Annotated in this window: 12 protein-coding genes; 7 read left to right on the top strand and 5 right to left on the bottom strand. The window is 67.6% G+C overall.

The window, feature by feature from the left end; all coding sequences use genetic code 11:
- The first annotated feature begins 534 nt into the window (after positions 1-534).
- The gene (locus BM252_RS23550) at positions 535-2,148 is read left to right on the top strand and encodes an alkaline phosphatase D family protein (RefSeq protein WP_093390119.1); all 1,614 of its coding nucleotides are present in this window, start codon (positions 535-537) and stop codon (positions 2,146-2,148) included.
- Positions 2,149-2,216: 68 nt separating this feature from the next.
- Here BM252_RS23550 and BM252_RS23545 read toward each other — a convergent pair whose 3' ends face one another.
- A complete protein-coding gene (locus BM252_RS23545; protein WP_093390118.1) occupies positions 2,217-2,792 on the bottom strand; it encodes a MepB family protein in 576 nt (191 codons plus the stop codon).
- Between the two features lie 204 nt (positions 2,793-2,996).
- Here BM252_RS23545 and BM252_RS23540 point away from each other — a divergent pair, with 204 nt between their 5' ends.
- The gene (locus BM252_RS23540; protein ID WP_093390117.1) at positions 2,997-3,494 is read left to right on the top strand and encodes a dihydrofolate reductase; all 498 of its coding nucleotides are present in this window, start codon (positions 2,997-2,999) and stop codon (positions 3,492-3,494) included.
- Here BM252_RS23540 and BM252_RS23535 read toward each other — a convergent pair.
- Positions 3,460-5,166 (bottom strand): methyl-accepting chemotaxis protein, encoded by a 1,707-nt coding sequence (locus BM252_RS23535; RefSeq protein ID WP_093390116.1) that lies wholly within the window; start codon positions 5,164-5,166, stop codon positions 3,460-3,462. The genes BM252_RS23540 and BM252_RS23535 overlap by 35 nt on opposite strands.
- A gap of 323 nt (positions 5,167-5,489) precedes the next feature.
- Here BM252_RS23535 and BM252_RS23530 point away from each other — a divergent pair, with 323 nt between their 5' ends.
- From BM252_RS23530 to BM252_RS23510, 5 genes are all read left to right on the top strand, one after another.
- A complete protein-coding gene (locus BM252_RS23530) occupies positions 5,490-6,110 on the top strand; it encodes a DUF4337 domain-containing protein (protein WP_093390115.1) in 621 nt (206 codons plus the stop codon).
- Between the two features lie 241 nt (positions 6,111-6,351).
- Positions 6,352-8,604, top strand: a complete 2,253-nt coding sequence (locus tag BM252_RS23525; protein ID WP_093390114.1) for an arginine/lysine/ornithine decarboxylase — start codon at positions 6,352-6,354, stop codon at positions 8,602-8,604.
- Positions 8,605-8,730: 126 nt separating this feature from the next.
- Positions 8,731-9,843 (top strand): acyltransferase family protein, encoded by a 1,113-nt coding sequence (locus BM252_RS23520; RefSeq protein WP_093390113.1) that lies wholly within the window; start codon positions 8,731-8,733, stop codon positions 9,841-9,843.
- Positions 9,844-10,142: 299 nt separating this feature from the next.
- Positions 10,143-11,870 (top strand): DUF1800 domain-containing protein, encoded by a 1,728-nt coding sequence (locus BM252_RS23515; RefSeq protein ID WP_093390112.1) that lies wholly within the window; start codon positions 10,143-10,145, stop codon positions 11,868-11,870.
- A gap of 10 nt (positions 11,871-11,880) precedes the next feature.
- On the top strand, positions 11,881-13,314 hold the full coding sequence (locus tag BM252_RS23510) for a DUF1501 domain-containing protein (protein WP_093390111.1): 1,434 nt from the start codon (positions 11,881-11,883) through the stop codon (positions 13,312-13,314).
- A 26-nt stretch (positions 13,315-13,340) separates the two neighbouring features.
- On the opposite strand, the gene BM252_RS23505 is transcribed toward BM252_RS23510, so the two are convergent.
- From BM252_RS23505 to BM252_RS23495, 3 genes are read right to left on the bottom strand one after another with little or no spacing between them, the layout of a single operon-like run.
- Positions 13,341-14,246 (bottom strand): dioxygenase family protein, encoded by a 906-nt coding sequence (locus tag BM252_RS23505; protein WP_093390110.1) that lies wholly within the window; start codon positions 14,244-14,246, stop codon positions 13,341-13,343.
- Between the two features lie 59 nt (positions 14,247-14,305).
- Positions 14,306-15,013, bottom strand: coding sequence for a hypothetical protein (locus BM252_RS23500; protein ID WP_093390109.1), 708 nt, complete (start codon positions 15,011-15,013; stop codon positions 14,306-14,308).
- 53 nt (positions 15,014-15,066) lie between these two features.
- Complete coding sequence (locus tag BM252_RS23495; protein ID WP_245774404.1) at positions 15,067-15,642, bottom strand: Spy/CpxP family protein refolding chaperone; 576 nt, start codon at positions 15,640-15,642, stop codon at positions 15,067-15,069.
- Positions 15,643-15,801: the final 159 nt, after the last annotated feature.

Below are 15,801 nucleotides of genomic sequence, written 5' to 3'. Positions count from 1 at the left end.
CCCACCAGCGATTTTTTGGACCATGAGCCATTATCTCTGCCTCCTGTGCTTTACAGCCCCGTAGGACATGTGATTGTTCATTCTATTTCCCGCTGTGCAGAGGAAAGTTTATTCCTGAACTGGCGAAGCTGCCGAGTTCAATAGTATTGCAAAAGAGATACTTCGCCTCGATTCTCGTCAAAGTGCGAGGAAGCACTCTCGTGTTGGCGTCTGAAATTGAGATGGCTCAATGAACAGGGGAAATGGCGCTGGTCAGCGAAGGCGCTATGTCAGTGTCATGGCAGTCATACAACCGCCGTCAGAAAGAGACCGACCGCGTGCAGGACCAAGACCATGCAGAGGTGCGTCCTCTTTTTGGGCAGGCAGTCTAAAGAGGGCGAACTTCGCGACATACCAAACTGAGCGTCTTGGCCGCCCCATCCGCGCCGGAGCGACCACGCCGGCCGGCCCGCCCGCCGGCCCGCTCCGTTGCCCGTTTCATCATGTTGTCATGTGAAGAACATAGCATGGATAGCTATTCTTTTAGGAGCTTCCATGACTTCCATTCTCTCGCGCCGCCGTTTCCTCTCGCAGGGCGGCATTCTGGTTGGCAGCACCGCGCTGTCCGGTTCCGCCCTGTTGAGCGGCTGCGGCGGCGACTCGTCGCCGGCCGCGCCGGCCGTCATCATCAGCGACAAGGACCGGCCCAAGCTGCTGTCCGGCATCCAATTCGGCGACGTCACCTCGAACCAGGCCATCGTCTGGAGTCGCAGCGACCGCAACGCGCAGATGATCGTCGAGTACGACACCAGCGACAAGTTCAGCAACCCCAGCCGCATCGTCGGCCCCACCGCCACCGAGGCGACCGACTTCACCAGCCGCGTCGACCTGAGCGGCCTGCCGGCCGGCCAAACGCTCAACGTGCGCGTGCGCTACGTCGACCCGAGCGACGGCCGCATCGAGAGCGAAGTGCTGAGCGGCCAGTTCCGCACCGCGCCCGGCGCCGCCAGCACCAAGCCGGTGCGCTTCCACTGGAGCGGCGACAACGCCGGCCAGGGCTGGGGCATCAACACCGAATTCGGCGGCGTCAAGATCTACGAGGCGATGCGCAAGCGCGACCCGGACTTCTTCATCCACAGCGGCGACACCATCTACGCCGACGGCCCGATCAAGGCCGAGACCGTGGCCGAGAACGGCAAGATCTGGAAGAGCATCGTCACCGAGGAGGTCAGCAAGGTGGCCGAGACGCTCAAGGAGTTCCGTGGCCGCCACGCCTACAACACGCTGGACTTGAACTTCCGCAAGTTCGCCGCCCAGGTGCCGCAGCTGTGGCAGTGGGACGACCACGAGGTGGTCAACAACTACAACGGGGCTAAGGACCTGTCGGCCGATGCGCGCTACAAGGAGAAGAACGTGGCCACCCTGGCGGCGCGCGGCCAGCGCGCCTTCCTCGAGTACGCGCCGATGCGCTACTTCAAGCAGTCCGAGCCGCAGCGCATCTACCGCAGCGTCTCCTACGGCCCGCTGCTCGACGTGTTCGTGCTGGACATGCGCAGCTACCGGGGCCCGAACTCGGCCAACCGCCAAACGGTCGAGGACGCCAGCAGCGCCTACCTGGGCCCGGCGCAGATCGACTGGCTGATCGGCGAGCTGAAGGCGTCGAAGGCGGTGTGGAAGGTGATCGCGGCGGACATGCCGCTGAGCCTGTACGTGCCGGACGGCACCGAGGCCAACGGCGCCACCCGCTGGGAGGCCAGCGCCAACGGCGACGACGGCGCCGCCTCCGGCCGCGAGCTGGAGATCGCCCGCCTGCTCAAGGCCATCAAGGCCATCAAGAACGTCACCTGGATCACCGCCGACGTGCACTACTGCGCGGCGCACTACTACGATCCGGCCAAGGCCAGCTTCACCGACTTCGCGCCGTTCTGGGAGTTCGTCGCCGGACCGATGAACGCCGGCGCCTTCGGGCCGAACAAGCTGGACATGACCTTCGGCCCCACCGAAGTGTTCGCCAAGGCGCCGAAGATCGCCAACTCCTCGCCGTTCGCCGGCTACCAGTTCTTCGGCGAGGTCACCATCGACCCGCAGTCGAAGGCGATGACGGTCGAGCTGCTCGACCTGGACGGCGTGTCGCAGTTCAAGAAGACCCTGGAGCCGCAGGCGGTCTAAAGTCCAAGGGCATGCCGTCGGCGCCGAGCAGCTCGTGCTCCGGCGCCACCTCGCCGCGCAGGTCGATGTCAGAGGTTCAGCAAGGCGCGCAGGCGCGCCGGGTCGGCGCCGCCGTCGTTGCGCAGCGGCACGAAGCAGGCCAGCTGCCACCGCTGCGTGCGAATGGCGTCCTTGGCCACCGGCACGGTCCACGGCGGATACACGCGCAGGGCGCGCTTGCCGCCGACGCCGCCGCGCGACATCACGCCCTTGGCCAGCAACACCGCGCGGTCGAAGACGAACTGGCCGTGCCGGCCGCCGGGGCCGGCCTCGGCCACGCTGACCACCACCACGTCGACGCCGTCGGCGCCGTCCAGCGGGGCGATCTCGGCCTGCGGCGTCGGCCGTTTCCAAATCGTCACGAACTGGCCGATCTTGGTCGGCGTGGTCTTGGCGACGCGGAACGCCACCGACAAACCCGCCAGCCCCAGCCGGCAGGCGCCGTACTCGGCGCTCTCGGCCTCGCGCACCGGCGCGGCGCTGCTCGCCAGGCCGGCGTCGCGGTAGGCGCCGGCCAGCGCCGCCAACAACTGCGCCGGCAACGCGCCGCGCGCCGGATCGGCGAATTCCCCGGCCTCGCCGACAACATCTGTACTATTACCCATATCTATACTTCAACCTCTATTCCATAAACCGGCTGCATACTGGCTGCTCTGTGTTTCGCATTATTGCATTAAACTTAATTTGCCACAGAACATACGACACCGTTCCGCCAAGCCAGCCCACCGGCCGCGCCGATTTCGCCGATAATATCGGCAACCACCGCCCGCCCCCGTTGGCGCGGCGCCCGCAATTGCTTTGGAAACAATATGACCCAATTGACCATCATCGTCGCCATGGACACCCAGCGCGGCATCGGCATCGACAACACCCTGCCGTGGAAGCTGCCGGAAGACATGGCGCACTTCAAGCGCGTCACCACCGGCCACCCCATCGTGATGGGCCGCAAGACCTTCGACTCGATCGGCCGGCCGCTGCCGGGTCGGCGCAACATCGTCATCACGCGCAACCCGGACTGGCGCCATGACGGCGTCGAGACGGCGTCGTCGGTCGAGGCCGCAGTCGCCCTGGTGGCCGGGCAGCAAGCCTTCATCATCGGCGGCGCCGACATCTACCGCCAGGCGATGGCCGTGGCAGACCAACTGATCGTCACCGAGGTCAAAAAAACCTACAACTGCGACGCCTTCTTCCCGGCCATCGACTCCGCCCAATGGCGGGAGGCCTCGCGCGAGGAGCACGCCTCCCCAAGCGCCGATCTGCAATACGCCTTCGTCACCTGGCGCCGCCAGCCCGCACCGGCCGCTTAAGCCCGAGCGTCCGCACGGCCGAGCCGGTCGCGGCCCCGGCTTGGGCGCTCGCCGCCGCCCGGGGCCGGACCACCGCCGGCGGCGCCGTCTGCGCCGCCGCTACTCCATCGAGCTTGAACACGCTGACCACCTGGCTCAGCGTGTCGGCCTGCGACTGCAGCGAGCTGGCCGCCGCCGAGGCCTCCTCCACCAGGGCCACGTTCTGCTGGGTGATCGCGTCCATCTGCCCGATCGCGCCGTTGATCTGCTCCAGGCCGGCGGTCTGTTCCTGGCTGGCGTGGGTGATTTCGCCCATGATGTCGGTCACGCGCTGGATGCTGCTGACGATCTCCTGCATCGTCGCGCCGGCCTGGTCGACCAGCCTGGCGCCGCTGCCGACCTTGTCGACCGAGTCGCCGATCAACTCCTTGATCTCCTTGGCCGCGCCGGCGCTGCGCTGCGCCAGGTTGCGCACCTCCGACGCCACCACCGCGAAGCCGCGGCCCTGCTCGCCGGCGCGGGCCGCCTCCACCGCCGCGTTCAGCGCCAAAATATTCGTCTGGAAGGCGATGCCGTCGATGACGCCGATGATGTCGACGATCTTCTTGGACGAGTCGTTGATCGAGCCCATGGTCTCGACCACCTGCGCCACCACCGCGCCGCCCTTGACCGCCACCGCCGAGGCCGATTGCGCCAGTTGGTTGGCCTGGCGCGCGTTGTCGGCGTTCTGCTTGACGGTGCCGGTCAGCTGCTCCATCGCCGTGGCGGTCCGCTCCAGCGAGCCGGCCTGGTCGCCGGTGCGGCGCGACAGGTCCAGGTTGCCGGCCGCGATCTCACCCGAGGCGGCGGCGATGGTGCGGGTGCTGCCGCGCACCTCGTGGACGATGCCGGCCAGCTTGCCGCGCATCCGGTCCAGCGCCGTCAACAGGGCGCCGATCTCGTTGCCGCTGCGCGCCTCGGCGGAGCCGCTCAGGTCGCCTTCGGCCACCCGGCTGGCGATCGCCATGGCCTGCCGCAGCGGCGCCGAGATCGACACCAGCAGCAGCCAGCCCACCGCCACGCCCAACACCAGGCCCAGGGCCAGCACTAGGAACATGGCGTAGGCGGTCGCCTGCAGGTTGGCGCCTACCTCGGCCTCGTTGGCCTTGGCCTTCTCGACGTCGAACTCGGCCAGCGCCTTGAGCGCCACGTCGCCCACCCGATAGGACGGGTTGATCCGCTTGATCAGCACCGTCTCGGCCTCGTCCCACTGCTTGGCCCTGATCGCCGCGCCGGCCGCGCGGATCGCCTCGAGCCCCAGGCCGGCGCTGTCGGCCTGCCATTTCTCGGCCAGCCGCCGCTCCTCCGCGCCGCCCAGCATGGCCAGGTAGGCGTCCCAGCGCTTGGCGGTGCGCGCCGCGAGCGTGTCGATCTGCTCGAAATGCAGCGCCAGCGGATGGTCGTGCAACTTGGACCAGGCCAGCTCCGGATTGTGCTGCAGGGCCTGCAGGATCTGGCTGCGGCTCAGTTCCATGTCGAGCCGGATAGCGGTCTGCTCGGCGCTTTTCTTCTGGTCCTTAAGCGTGACGTCCTTGACCAGCGCGACCGAATAGCCGGCGCTATAGATGCCCATCACCCCGTTGGCCAGCATCAGCGCGAGCAGCACGCCGAGCGCGACCACGACCAGGGTCTTGATTTTCAGATTGGCGAACATGGCTTGCTCCTTGCCGGTTGGCGCTGCTGGTGCGGAGTAGAAATTGATGCGGCGAACCAAACTACGATACGAGAATTCAGTCGGGGCGATTCTCTCCGAATCCCACATCGGCATCCGGGTTGAACTGGAGCAAATTTCTATGCGGCAAAAATCCAACACTGGCGACCTTCCCCCGGGCCACGCCTGGCGGCGCCGCACCGGCCGATTCGATTCAATTCATCGTCAGCCGGCGCAAAAAGCCCTACAATTGCGACGCGTGCCACCCGGCCGCCGTATTTCAACCCAGTTCAACCCAATTAACGCATTCAAGGATTCAATAGCCCATGTCAGGAGACGGTTTTCACGTTCACGGCCCGCACGACCACGCGGTGGAGCACGCCGCCCACGGCGGCGACGGTTTTTCCAGCAACATCGCCGTCATGACGGCGATCCTCGCCACCGTCGGCGCCATGTTCGGCTACCAGGGCGGCGCCACGCAGAACGACGCGGCGCTGTTCAAGAACAACGCGGCGATCGACAAGACGCAGGCGGCCAACAGCTGGAACTACTACCAGGCCAAGTCGAACAAGCAGAACCTGGCCGAGCTGGCCGCCACCCTGCCCGGCGTCGACCCGGAGAAGTACAAGGCCGACGTGGCCCGCTACAAGGGCGAGAAGGAGGACATCAAGAAGGAGGCCGAGAAGTGGGAGGCCTCCTCGACCGAATGGAACCACAAGTCGGACGAGGCGATGCACCAGCACCACCAGTGGGCGCTGGCCACCACCGCCGAGCAGATCGCCATCTCGCTGGCCGCCATCACCCTGCTCACGCGCAAGAAGTGGCTGCAGGGCGCGGCCTACGGCGTGGCCGGCGTCGGCATCGCGCTGGGCGCCTTCGCCTGGCTGCACGTCGATCCGATAGCCGCGCTGATGCTGAAACTGGGCGTCGGCGCGGCCGGCCACTAGACTAAAAGGGCGCGCCCCGGGCCGCTGGCCGGGCCGCTGGCAGGCTCCGAAGGCGGTTGTCATCGCCGCGTCACACCGCTGCCACACTATGCGGGGTTGTCGTTTGTAGATTTCCGTACGATTTTTTACCAGATCGGCGGCATTTCTGCGAGAATCCCGTTCTTATTTTTTTTTGGCGCCGTTGCGCCCTGCCCGCCCCTCCAAGCTATGGCCAGGGGCGGTCTTCTTTTCTGGAGACAGCATGAAATTTCGTTTCCCCATCGTCATCATCGACGAGGATTTCCGTTCTGAAAATACGTCCGGCCTGGGCATCCGCGCCCTGGCCGCCGCGATGGAAAAAGAAGGCATGGAAGTGCTGGGCGTAACCAGTTACGGCGACCTGTCGCAGTTCGCCCAGCAGCAGTCGCGCGCCTCGGCGTTCGTGCTGTCGATCGACGACGAGGAGTTCGGCGCCGGCTCGGTCGAGGAGACCGACCACGCCCTGAAGTCGCTGCGCGCCTTCGTCGAGGAGATCCGCTACAAGAACGCCGACATCCCGATCTACCTGTACGGCGAAACGCGCACCTCGCGCCACATCCCCAACGACATCCTGCGCGAGCTGCACGGCTTCATCCACATGTTCGAGGACACGCCCGAGTTCGTCGCCCGCCACATCATCCGCGAGGCCAAGTCCTACCTGGACGGCCTGTCGCCGCCCTTCTTCCGCGCCCTGGTGCACTACGCCAACGACGGCTCCTACTCCTGGCACTGCCCCGGCCACTCGGGCGGCGTGGCCTTCCTGAAGTCGCCGATCGGCCAGATGTTCCACCAGTTCTTCGGCGAGAACATGCTGCGCGCCGACGTCTGCAACGCCGTCGAGGAACTCGGCCAGCTGCTCGACCACACCGGCCCCATCGCCGCCTCCGAACGCAACGCGGCGCGCATCTTCAACGCCGACCATTGCTATTTCGTCACCAACGGCACCTCGACCTCGAACAAGATGGTCTGGCACTCGACGGTGGCGCCGGGCGACATCGTCGTGGTCGACCGCAACTGCCACAAGTCGATCCTGCACTCGATCATCATGTGCGGCGCCATCCCCGTCTTCCTGATGCCGACCCGCAACCACCTCGGCATCATCGGTCCGATCCCGCTGGAGGAGTTCACGCCGGAAAGCATCGCCCGCAAGATCGAGGCCAACCCTTTCGCCCGCGAGGCCGTCAACAAGAAGCCGCGCATTTTGACCATCACCCAGTCGACCTACGACGGCGTGATCTACAACGTCGAAACCCTGCGCGAAATGCTTGACGGCAAGATCGACACCCTGCACTTCGACGAGGCCTGGCTGCCGCACGCCACCTTCCACGATTTCTACAAGGACATGCACGCCATCGGCAAGGACCGCCCGCGCGCCAAGGAGTCGATGATCTTCTCGACCCAGTCGACGCACAAATTGCTCGCCGGCCTGTCGCAGGCCTCGCAGATCCTGGTGCGCGAGTCGGACTCGGTCAAGCTCGACCTGGACGCCTTCAACGAGGCCTACCTGATGCACACCTCGACCTCGCCGCAGTACTCGATCATCGCCTCCTGCGACGTCGCCGCCGCCATGATGGAAGCGCCGGGCGGCACCGCCCTGGTGGAGGAATCGATCATCGAGGCGCTCGACTTCCGCCGCGCCATGAAGAAGATCGACCAGGAGTGGGGCAAGGACTGGTGGTTCCAGGTGTGGGGTCCGAACAGCTTCGCCGAAGAAGGCATCGGCTCGCGCGAGGACTGGATGATCCACGCCGACGACGACTGGCACGGCTTCGGCAAGCTGGCGCCGGGCTTCAACATGCTCGACCCGATCAAGGCGACCATCGTCAACCCGGGCCTGTCGCTCGACGGCAAGTTCGGCGAGACCGGCATCCCGGCGTCGATCGTCACCAAGTACCTGGCCGAGCACGGCGTCATCATCGAGAAGTGCGGCCTGTATTCGTTCTTCATCATGTTCACCATCGGCATCACCAAGGGCCGCTGGAACACCCTGTTGACGGCTTTGCAACAGTTCAAGGACGACTACGACAAGAACCAGCCGATGTGGCGCATCCTGCCCGAGTTCGCGGCGGCCAATCCGCGCTACGAGAAGATGGGCCTGCGCGACCTGTGCCAGCAGATCCACGACTTCTACAAGGCCTACGACGTGGCCCGTTTGACCACCGAGATGTACCTGTCGGACATGGTTCCGGCGATGAAGCCGTCGGACGCCTTCGCCAAGATGGCGCACCGCGAAATCGAGCGGGTCGCCATCGACGAGTTGGAGGGCCGCATCACCTCGATCCTGCTGACGCCGTATCCACCGGGCATTCCGCTGCTGATCCCGGGCGAGCGCTTCAACAAGACCATCGTCGACTACCTGCGCTTCGCGCGCGACTTCAACGAGCGCTTCCCCGGCTTCGAGACGGACGTGCACGGCCTGGTCAAGCGCGAGGTGGACGGCAAGCGCGGCTACTTCGTCGACTGCGTCAAGCAGTAGGCGCGACGAGGCCGGCCTTCACCCCGCACCGCGTGCGGGCTGATCGGGGGCCAATCGGGGGCCAATCGGGGCGAGGCTTGATGCCGAATCAAGCCCGTACCAGGCGCCCTGCGGTATAGTCGCCCGATGAACTGGCTCAGCGACCGATTCGAACTATCCCACGGCGCCGGCGCGCACACCCTGCGCCCGATGGAGGGCCTGCGCGGCCTGGCCGTGCTGCTGGTATTCCTGGTCCACTACACCACGCTGGCCGCGCCGTGGCAGGACGGCGGCTCGGCCTCCGCGCTGCTGGCGCGCTTGCTGCACCTGGCCGGCAACAGCGGCGTCGACCTGTTCTTCGTCCTCAGCGGCTACCTGATCTACGGTTCGCTGATGGCCCGCCGGCAGGCCTTCCTGCCCTTCATGCGGCGCCGCCTGCTGCGCATCTACCCCACCTACGGCGCCGTCTTCCTGCTGTATCTGGCGCTGTCGCTGGCCTTCCCCGCCGAGAGCAAGATCCCGCCGGCGGCGCCGGACGCCGCGCTCTACCTGCTGCAAAACCTGCTGCTGCTCGCCCCGCTGCTCGGCGAGCCGCCGCTGATCACCGTCTCCTGGTCGCTCAGCTACGAGCTGTTCTACTACCTGGCGACGCCGCTGCTGATCGGCGCCTTCGGACTGCGCCGGCAACGCCGCCGCTGGCGCGTCGCCTTCCTGTTCGCCGTCGGCGGCGCCATCATCGCCGGCCACCTCGCCCTCGGCGCGCCGCTGCGCTCGCTCATGTTCGCCGCCGGCGCCCTGCTGCACGAGATGCGCGGCCATCGGCACGAGATGGGTGGCCGCCTGCGCCCGCCCAACGAGGGCATGGCGCTGGCGGCGCTGGCCTGCGCGCTGATCGTCCTGTTGATGCCGCTGGCCGCGCCACTGAAGATCGTCGCCCTGGCCGCCGCCCTATACCGGCTCTGCCTGTGCTGCTTCGAGCGACCGCAGGGCTGGCTTGGGCACGCGTTCTGCTGCGCGCCGCTGCGCTGGCTGGGAAATATGAGCTACTCCTACTACCTGCTACACGGCCTACTGCTCAAGGCCGCCTTCGTCGCGCTGGCCCACCTGCCCCCGTTCGCCGCCGGGCCACTGCTGCTCTGGGGCGCGCTGCCGTTGCTGCTGGCCATCACGCTGGCAGGCTCCGCCGCGCTGTTCTTGCTGGTCGAGCGGCCGCTATCGCTGGCGCCGCGCCGCGCCCCGGTTCTTGCCGGTCAGGCGTAGGGCGTTCCCGCCGACAACCGCGGGCCCGCGAAACCCCGTTCGCCGCCATGCCGCCGACGCCCAATCGGGCGAAATCCACCCCGTAGGACTATGCCTACAAGCAATAGATGCGTTGTGGAAATATGACGTTTCCCTAAAATAATGTTCGTTTTACATATGATAAGTTCGCGTAACATCGCCAAATATACAGCCAAAATCGGCCAACGTCGGAGCAATGCGACGCACAATTGACGCGCGAAAAAACGCTGAAAAGCGAACCGAACTACAATCGGCGCTGTTTCTAACCGCTAGGGAAATAGATGAAATTCGGAAAATTCAGCCTCGCCGGGACTGGCCTCCCGCTACTGCTCCTGGCCGCCTGCGGCGGCGACAACGGCAATACGGACCAGGCCGCCGCCGCGCCGCCGCAGCTGCTCGCCAGCGGCATCGGCATCGGCATCGGCACGGCGGCGCGGATGACGCCGGCCGCCGCCGCCCGCTTCCTCGGCCAGGCCAGCTTCGGCCCGACCAGCGCCGCCATCGCCGATGTCGGCGCGCGCGGCGCCGACGCCTGGCTCAGCAGCGAGTTCGCCAAGCCGCAGACCAGTCACCGCGCCGCCTACAACACCACTCTTGCAAAGATCGCGCCGGGCAGCAAATCGGGCCAGGACCTGTTCCTCGAGACCTTTTGGCAGCAGGCCGCCCAGGGCGACGACCAGCTGCGCCAACGCGTCAAGTTCGCCCTGTCGGAGATCTTCGTCATCTCGCTGATAGACGCCGGCGTCGGCAACATGCCACGCGGCGTGGCCGGCTACTACGACATGCTGGGCAAGCACGCCTTCGGCAATTTCCGCGACCTATTGCAGGACGTCGCCCTGCACCCGATGATGGGCCGCTACCTGAGCCATCTGGGCAACCAGCGCGAGTCCGGCGAGCGCCTGCCCGACGAGAACTTCGCCCGCGAGATCATGCAGTTGATGAGCATCGGCCTGTATCAGCTGAACCAGGACGGCAGCCCGCGCACGCAGAACGGCACCCCGATCGAGACCTACAACCACGACGACGTGGCCGGCCTGGCCAAGGTCTTCACCGGTTGGAGCTGGGCCGGCCCGGACGCCAGCAACAACCGCTTCTACGGCGGCGCGCCCGACCCCGAGCGCGACTGGAAGCCGATGCAGCTGTACCCGCGCTTCCACTCCACCAGCGAGAAGCACTTCCTCGGCGTCAGCGTCAACGGCAGCGGCGAGGCCGAGCTCAAGCTGGCCCTCGACACGCTGTTCAACCACCCCAACGTCGGCCCCTTCTTCGGCCGCCAACTGATCCAGCGCCTGGTCAGCAGCAACCCCAGTCCCGGCTACATCAACCGGGTCGCCGCCGCCTTCGCCAACAACGGCAAGGGTGTGCGCGGCGACATGAAGGCGGTGCTGCGCGCCGTGCTGCTCGACCCGGAGGCGCGGCAGAACTTCGCCCTGCGCGCCGGCAAGCTGCGCGAGCCGGTGCTGCGCCTGGCCAACTGGATGCGCGCCTTCGAGGCCCACTCGGCCTCGGGGCGCTACCAGATCCCGCAGCAGGACGACCCCTTGTCCGGCCTGGGCCAGACGGCGATGCGCTCGCCGTCGGTGTTCAACTTCTTCCGCCCCTCGTACACGCCGCCCAACACCAGCATCGCGGCGGCCGGCCTGGTGGCGCCGGAGATGCAGATCACCGCCGAGCCGTCGGTGACCGGCTACCTGAACCTGATGCAGGACGTGGTGCCGAACGGTGTCGGCTACGGCCGCGACGTGCAGGCCGGCTACGCCGCCGAGCTGAAACTGGCGGCCAATCCGGCCGCGCTGGTCGACCGCGTCAACCTGCTGTTGATGAACGGCGCCATGACCAGCGCGCTGCGCGGCCAGATCCTGAGCGCCATCAACAGCGTGCCGCTGCCCGCCGCCACCGCCGGCAACGCCGCCGCCGCCGCCGCCGCCGTCGCCCGCGCCCAGCGCAACCGCGTCTACCTCGCCGTCTACCTGTCGATGGCCTCGCCCGAATACCTGGTTCAAAAATAAGGACACCGAGATGAACGACCACCACCAATCACGCCGCCGCTTTCTCGGCTCCATGCTGACCCTGGCCGGCGGCAGCGCCGCCCCCTTCGCCATCAACCTGGCGGCGATGGGCAACGCCGCCGCCGAGGGCGCCGGCGACTACAAGGCCGTCGTCTGCCTGTTCCTCAACGGCGGCAATGACCACGCCAACACCGTGCTAGCCACCGACAGCGCCTCCTGGAACGAATACACGCGCATCCGCACCACCGCCGACGCCGGCTCGATCGCCCTGCCCCCCGTCGGCGCACCGCGCGGCGTGCTGCCCATCGTCCCGGCCGGCGGCCACGCCGGCCGCAGCTTCGCCCTGCACCCCAGCATGGCGCCGCTGAAGGATTTGTTCGACCAGGGCCGCGCCGCCGTGGTGGCCAACGTCGGCACCCTGGTCGTCCCCACCACCAAGCTGCGGTACCAGAGCGGCGCCGCGCCGCTGCCGCCCAAGCTGTTCTCGCACAACGACCAGCAGTCGTTGTGGCAGTCGTACAGGCCGGAGGGCGCCAGCTTCGGCTGGGGCGGCCGCATGGGCGACATGCTCGCCGCCGGCAACGGCAACGCCAGCTTCACCTGCATCTCGGCCGCCGGCAACGCCATCTTCCTCAGCGGCCGCGAGATCCGCCAGTACCAGATCAGCGCCGCCGGCGCGGTCCCGGTGCGCAATCTCAGCGGCGCCCTGTTCGGCGCGCCGGCCGCCGCCAACCCGCTGCGCGCCATCGCCAGCGGCGAGCGCAGCGAGATGTTCGAGCGCGAGCACGCCGCCGTGGTCGGCCGCGCCCTTGCCTCGCAGTCGGTGCTGAGCGGCGCCATGCTGGCCGCCGGGCCGGGCGGCGTGCCCAACCCGGCGCCCTTCGTCAATCCCAGCACCGGCGCCGCCAGCGTCAACGGCCTGGCGGTGCAGCTGCAAACAGTGGCACGCATCATCGGCGGCCGCACGGCGCTGGGCGCGCGGCGCCAGGTGTTCTACGTCAGCCTGGGCGGTTTCGACAGCCACGACAACCAGCGCGTGCTACAGGCCGACCTGCTCGGCCGCCTGGCCCACGCGCTGGCCTACTTCGACGGCGTACTGGCCACGCTGCAGGGCGCCGACCTGCGCAAGCAGGTCACCACCTTCACCGCCTCCGACTTCGGCCGCACCTTCACCAGCAACGGCGACGGCACCGACCACGGCTGGGGCTCCCACCATTTCGTCGTCGGCGGCGCAGTCAAGGGACGGCAGATCTACGGCGCCTTCCCGGTCACCGGCCTCAAACATGATTTGGACATCGGCTCCGGCTCGCTGCTGCCGACCATCTCGGTCGACCAGTACGGCGCCACGCTGGCCGGCTGGTTCGGCCTGTCGGCCACACAGATCGCCGACGTGTTCCCGCACATCGGCAACTTCAGCCAGCGCGACCTGGGCTTCATGTCCTGAGCGCCGGCGGCCGGCGCGGCGCCGGCCTAGCCGGCCACGCCCAGCGTCAGCGTCACCACGTAGCCGTCGCTGGCGTTGCCGCTGACGGCGGCCATTTGCAGCGTGGTGCCGTCGCCGAACACGTTGTCGCTGGCGTAGCTGATCTGCGCCAGGTTGCGCACGCTGCTGCTGTAGCCGGCCGTGGCGTAGACCTCGTTGAGGGTCGCCATGGGGAAGGTGAACTGCGAGGTCTTGACGCGGTTGGCCGCGCTGGCGCTCTTGGCCAGCGTCGGATAGACCTCGAAGTGCACGTGCGGCATGCGCCCGGCGTAGCAGCCGGGGAAGATGGTGCTGAAGCTGACGTTGCCGCCGCTGTCGGCCTCCTGCACGCCGCGCAGGTAGTTCTGTCCCGTCACGCCGCTCGAGTACAGCGAGTACTGGCCGTCGCGGTCGCAGTGCCACAGGTAGACGGTGTAACCGGCCAGCGCGCTGCAACCGCCGCTGGCGTTGACGATCTGTAGCTTGATCGTCAAGGGCACGCCGGCCGCCACGCCGCTGGCGCCGCCGAAGCTGCTGCGGATGTCGCTGCGCACCACGCCGGTCTGGTTCAACACATTGGCCACGCCGCTGCCGTTGCTGTTGCTGCCATCGGCCGGATACGGCCCGCCGGTCTCCTCCGGGATCACCGCGCAGGCGCCGGTGGTCGGCGTGGTCGGCGTGGGCGGCGTGGGCGGGATGGTCGGCGCGGTCGTCGCGCCGCTGGTGCTGGTGTCGGCCGTCGCGCCGCCCGAACCGCCGCAGCCCAGCATCGGCAACGCGCCGGCGCCGGCCAGCAGCCAGCGCAGCGACTGGCGCCGGTTGGACGCCAGATTCAGCATGGTGTCCAAGTCGGCCGCCAGGCCGTGTTGATGGTCGGCGTGGCCGTCGTGCCGGGCGTCGTGTTGTGCGTCCATAAAACTCCAATCAAATAAATAGCGCCGCCCCTGCGGCGCCTGGGCACATTCGCGCCTGCTTAAACGCTCGTGTTGATCAAGTTGCCGCTGCTGCCGGCGCCGCTCAAATTGTTCGACAAGGCCTGCAGAAAGCTGGCCAGCTTGCTGTTGGACTCGCTGCTGTCGCCGCCACCCAGCTGGTCGAGCAGGTTCTTGAACGAGTTCTCCAGCGTGCTGGTGGTGTCGCTGCCCGCGCTGCCGTCGGTCGCGTCGGTGCTGCCGTCGGTCGCGTCGGTGCTGCCGGTGCCGCTACTGCTGGTACTGCTGGTACTGCTGCCGCCCAGCTTGGCAATCAGGCTTTGCAGATCCGATTCCAGACGGCCCGGCCCGCCGCTGCCGCCCGCGCCGCCGCCCTGCCCCTGCGCCTCGCCGTACGGCGGCGCCGCCGAGCTCTCGTTGCCTTGGGCGTGCAAGGCGCCCATCAGATCCTGCAAAAAACTACCCAGCGCCTGCGCGCCGCTCTGCGTCGTGCCGCTGGCGTCGCTGGCGCCGGCATCGCTCGTCGTGGCCGAGCTGGCGGCGCTGCCGCTGGAGTCGCCCACGCCGATCTGCTGCAAAGCGCTGGCGATTGCGGCGACCAAGCCGCCGCCCTCCGGCCGCCGGTGGTGGCCGGCGCCGCGCGCGGCCTCGGTGCCGTTGCTGTCGGTGCTGCCGCTGGTACGTGTGCTACTGCTCAAAAAACTCAACTGGCTGGTGGCGCTGCTCGAATTGATGGCGCTGATCGACATGGTGGTCTCCGTGGTGGGTGGGTGAAAAATAGTGCCCGCTGCATGCCGCCGCTTCAGGGGCGCGGTGGATGGCGCGGCGCCTCGTCGGCCTGCTGCCTGCGCTGCTCCGGCGTCAGCAAGGCCAACAGCTTCTGCTCGGTGCGCACCTGCTGCAACATGATGTTGGCGTGGGCTTGGCCGGCCGCCTGGGCCAGCGCGGCCGCCTTGGCGTCGTCGAACGGCACGGCGGCGCCCAGCGCGCGCAAGCCCTCGTGCGCCTTCCAGGCGCTCTTTTCCTGCTCGCGCAAATACGGCACCTGGGCGTGCAGCAGCGCGAACACCTTGTCCTGCTGCGCTTCGCTCAGCTCCAGGCCGAGCAGGAACGGCGGCGTGCCGGGCATGCCGGCCGGGCCGAACGGCGGCCGGCCCGTGCCGGGCGGCGTGTTGCGCGCACCGTCCGCCCCATGCGGCGCCATGTAGGGGCCGCGCGGCCCTCCGGCGTCGTGGCCGGGCGCGTGGCCACCGTGGGCCGGGCCGTGCACATCGTCCTCGGCGGCGGCGCCGCCGCCGTGCATGCCCGCCAGGGAAAGTGCGGAAACCAGCAGCAGCGCGGCCTTGCCGGCGGATTGACGTGGTGGGAGGAGGTTCATGACGGGTATCCTTGGTGTGTTGTTGGAGTGGCCATTGTCCGAGCCGGCCGTGTAAAGCGCCGTAAACGCAAGGTAAATCCGTGTAAAGGCGCGGCGCTGTCGACGGTGTAAAAGCGGGTAAATCGGCGCTGGCGGCCACCCCGGGTTTGCTATGATGGC

Origin of the sequence: Rugamonas rubra (assembly GCF_900114705.1) — a bacterium.
Taxonomy (GTDB): Bacteria; Pseudomonadota; Gammaproteobacteria; order Burkholderiales; family Burkholderiaceae_D; genus Rugamonas; species Rugamonas rubra.
This window is presented reverse-complemented; position numbering and strand designations above follow the sequence as displayed.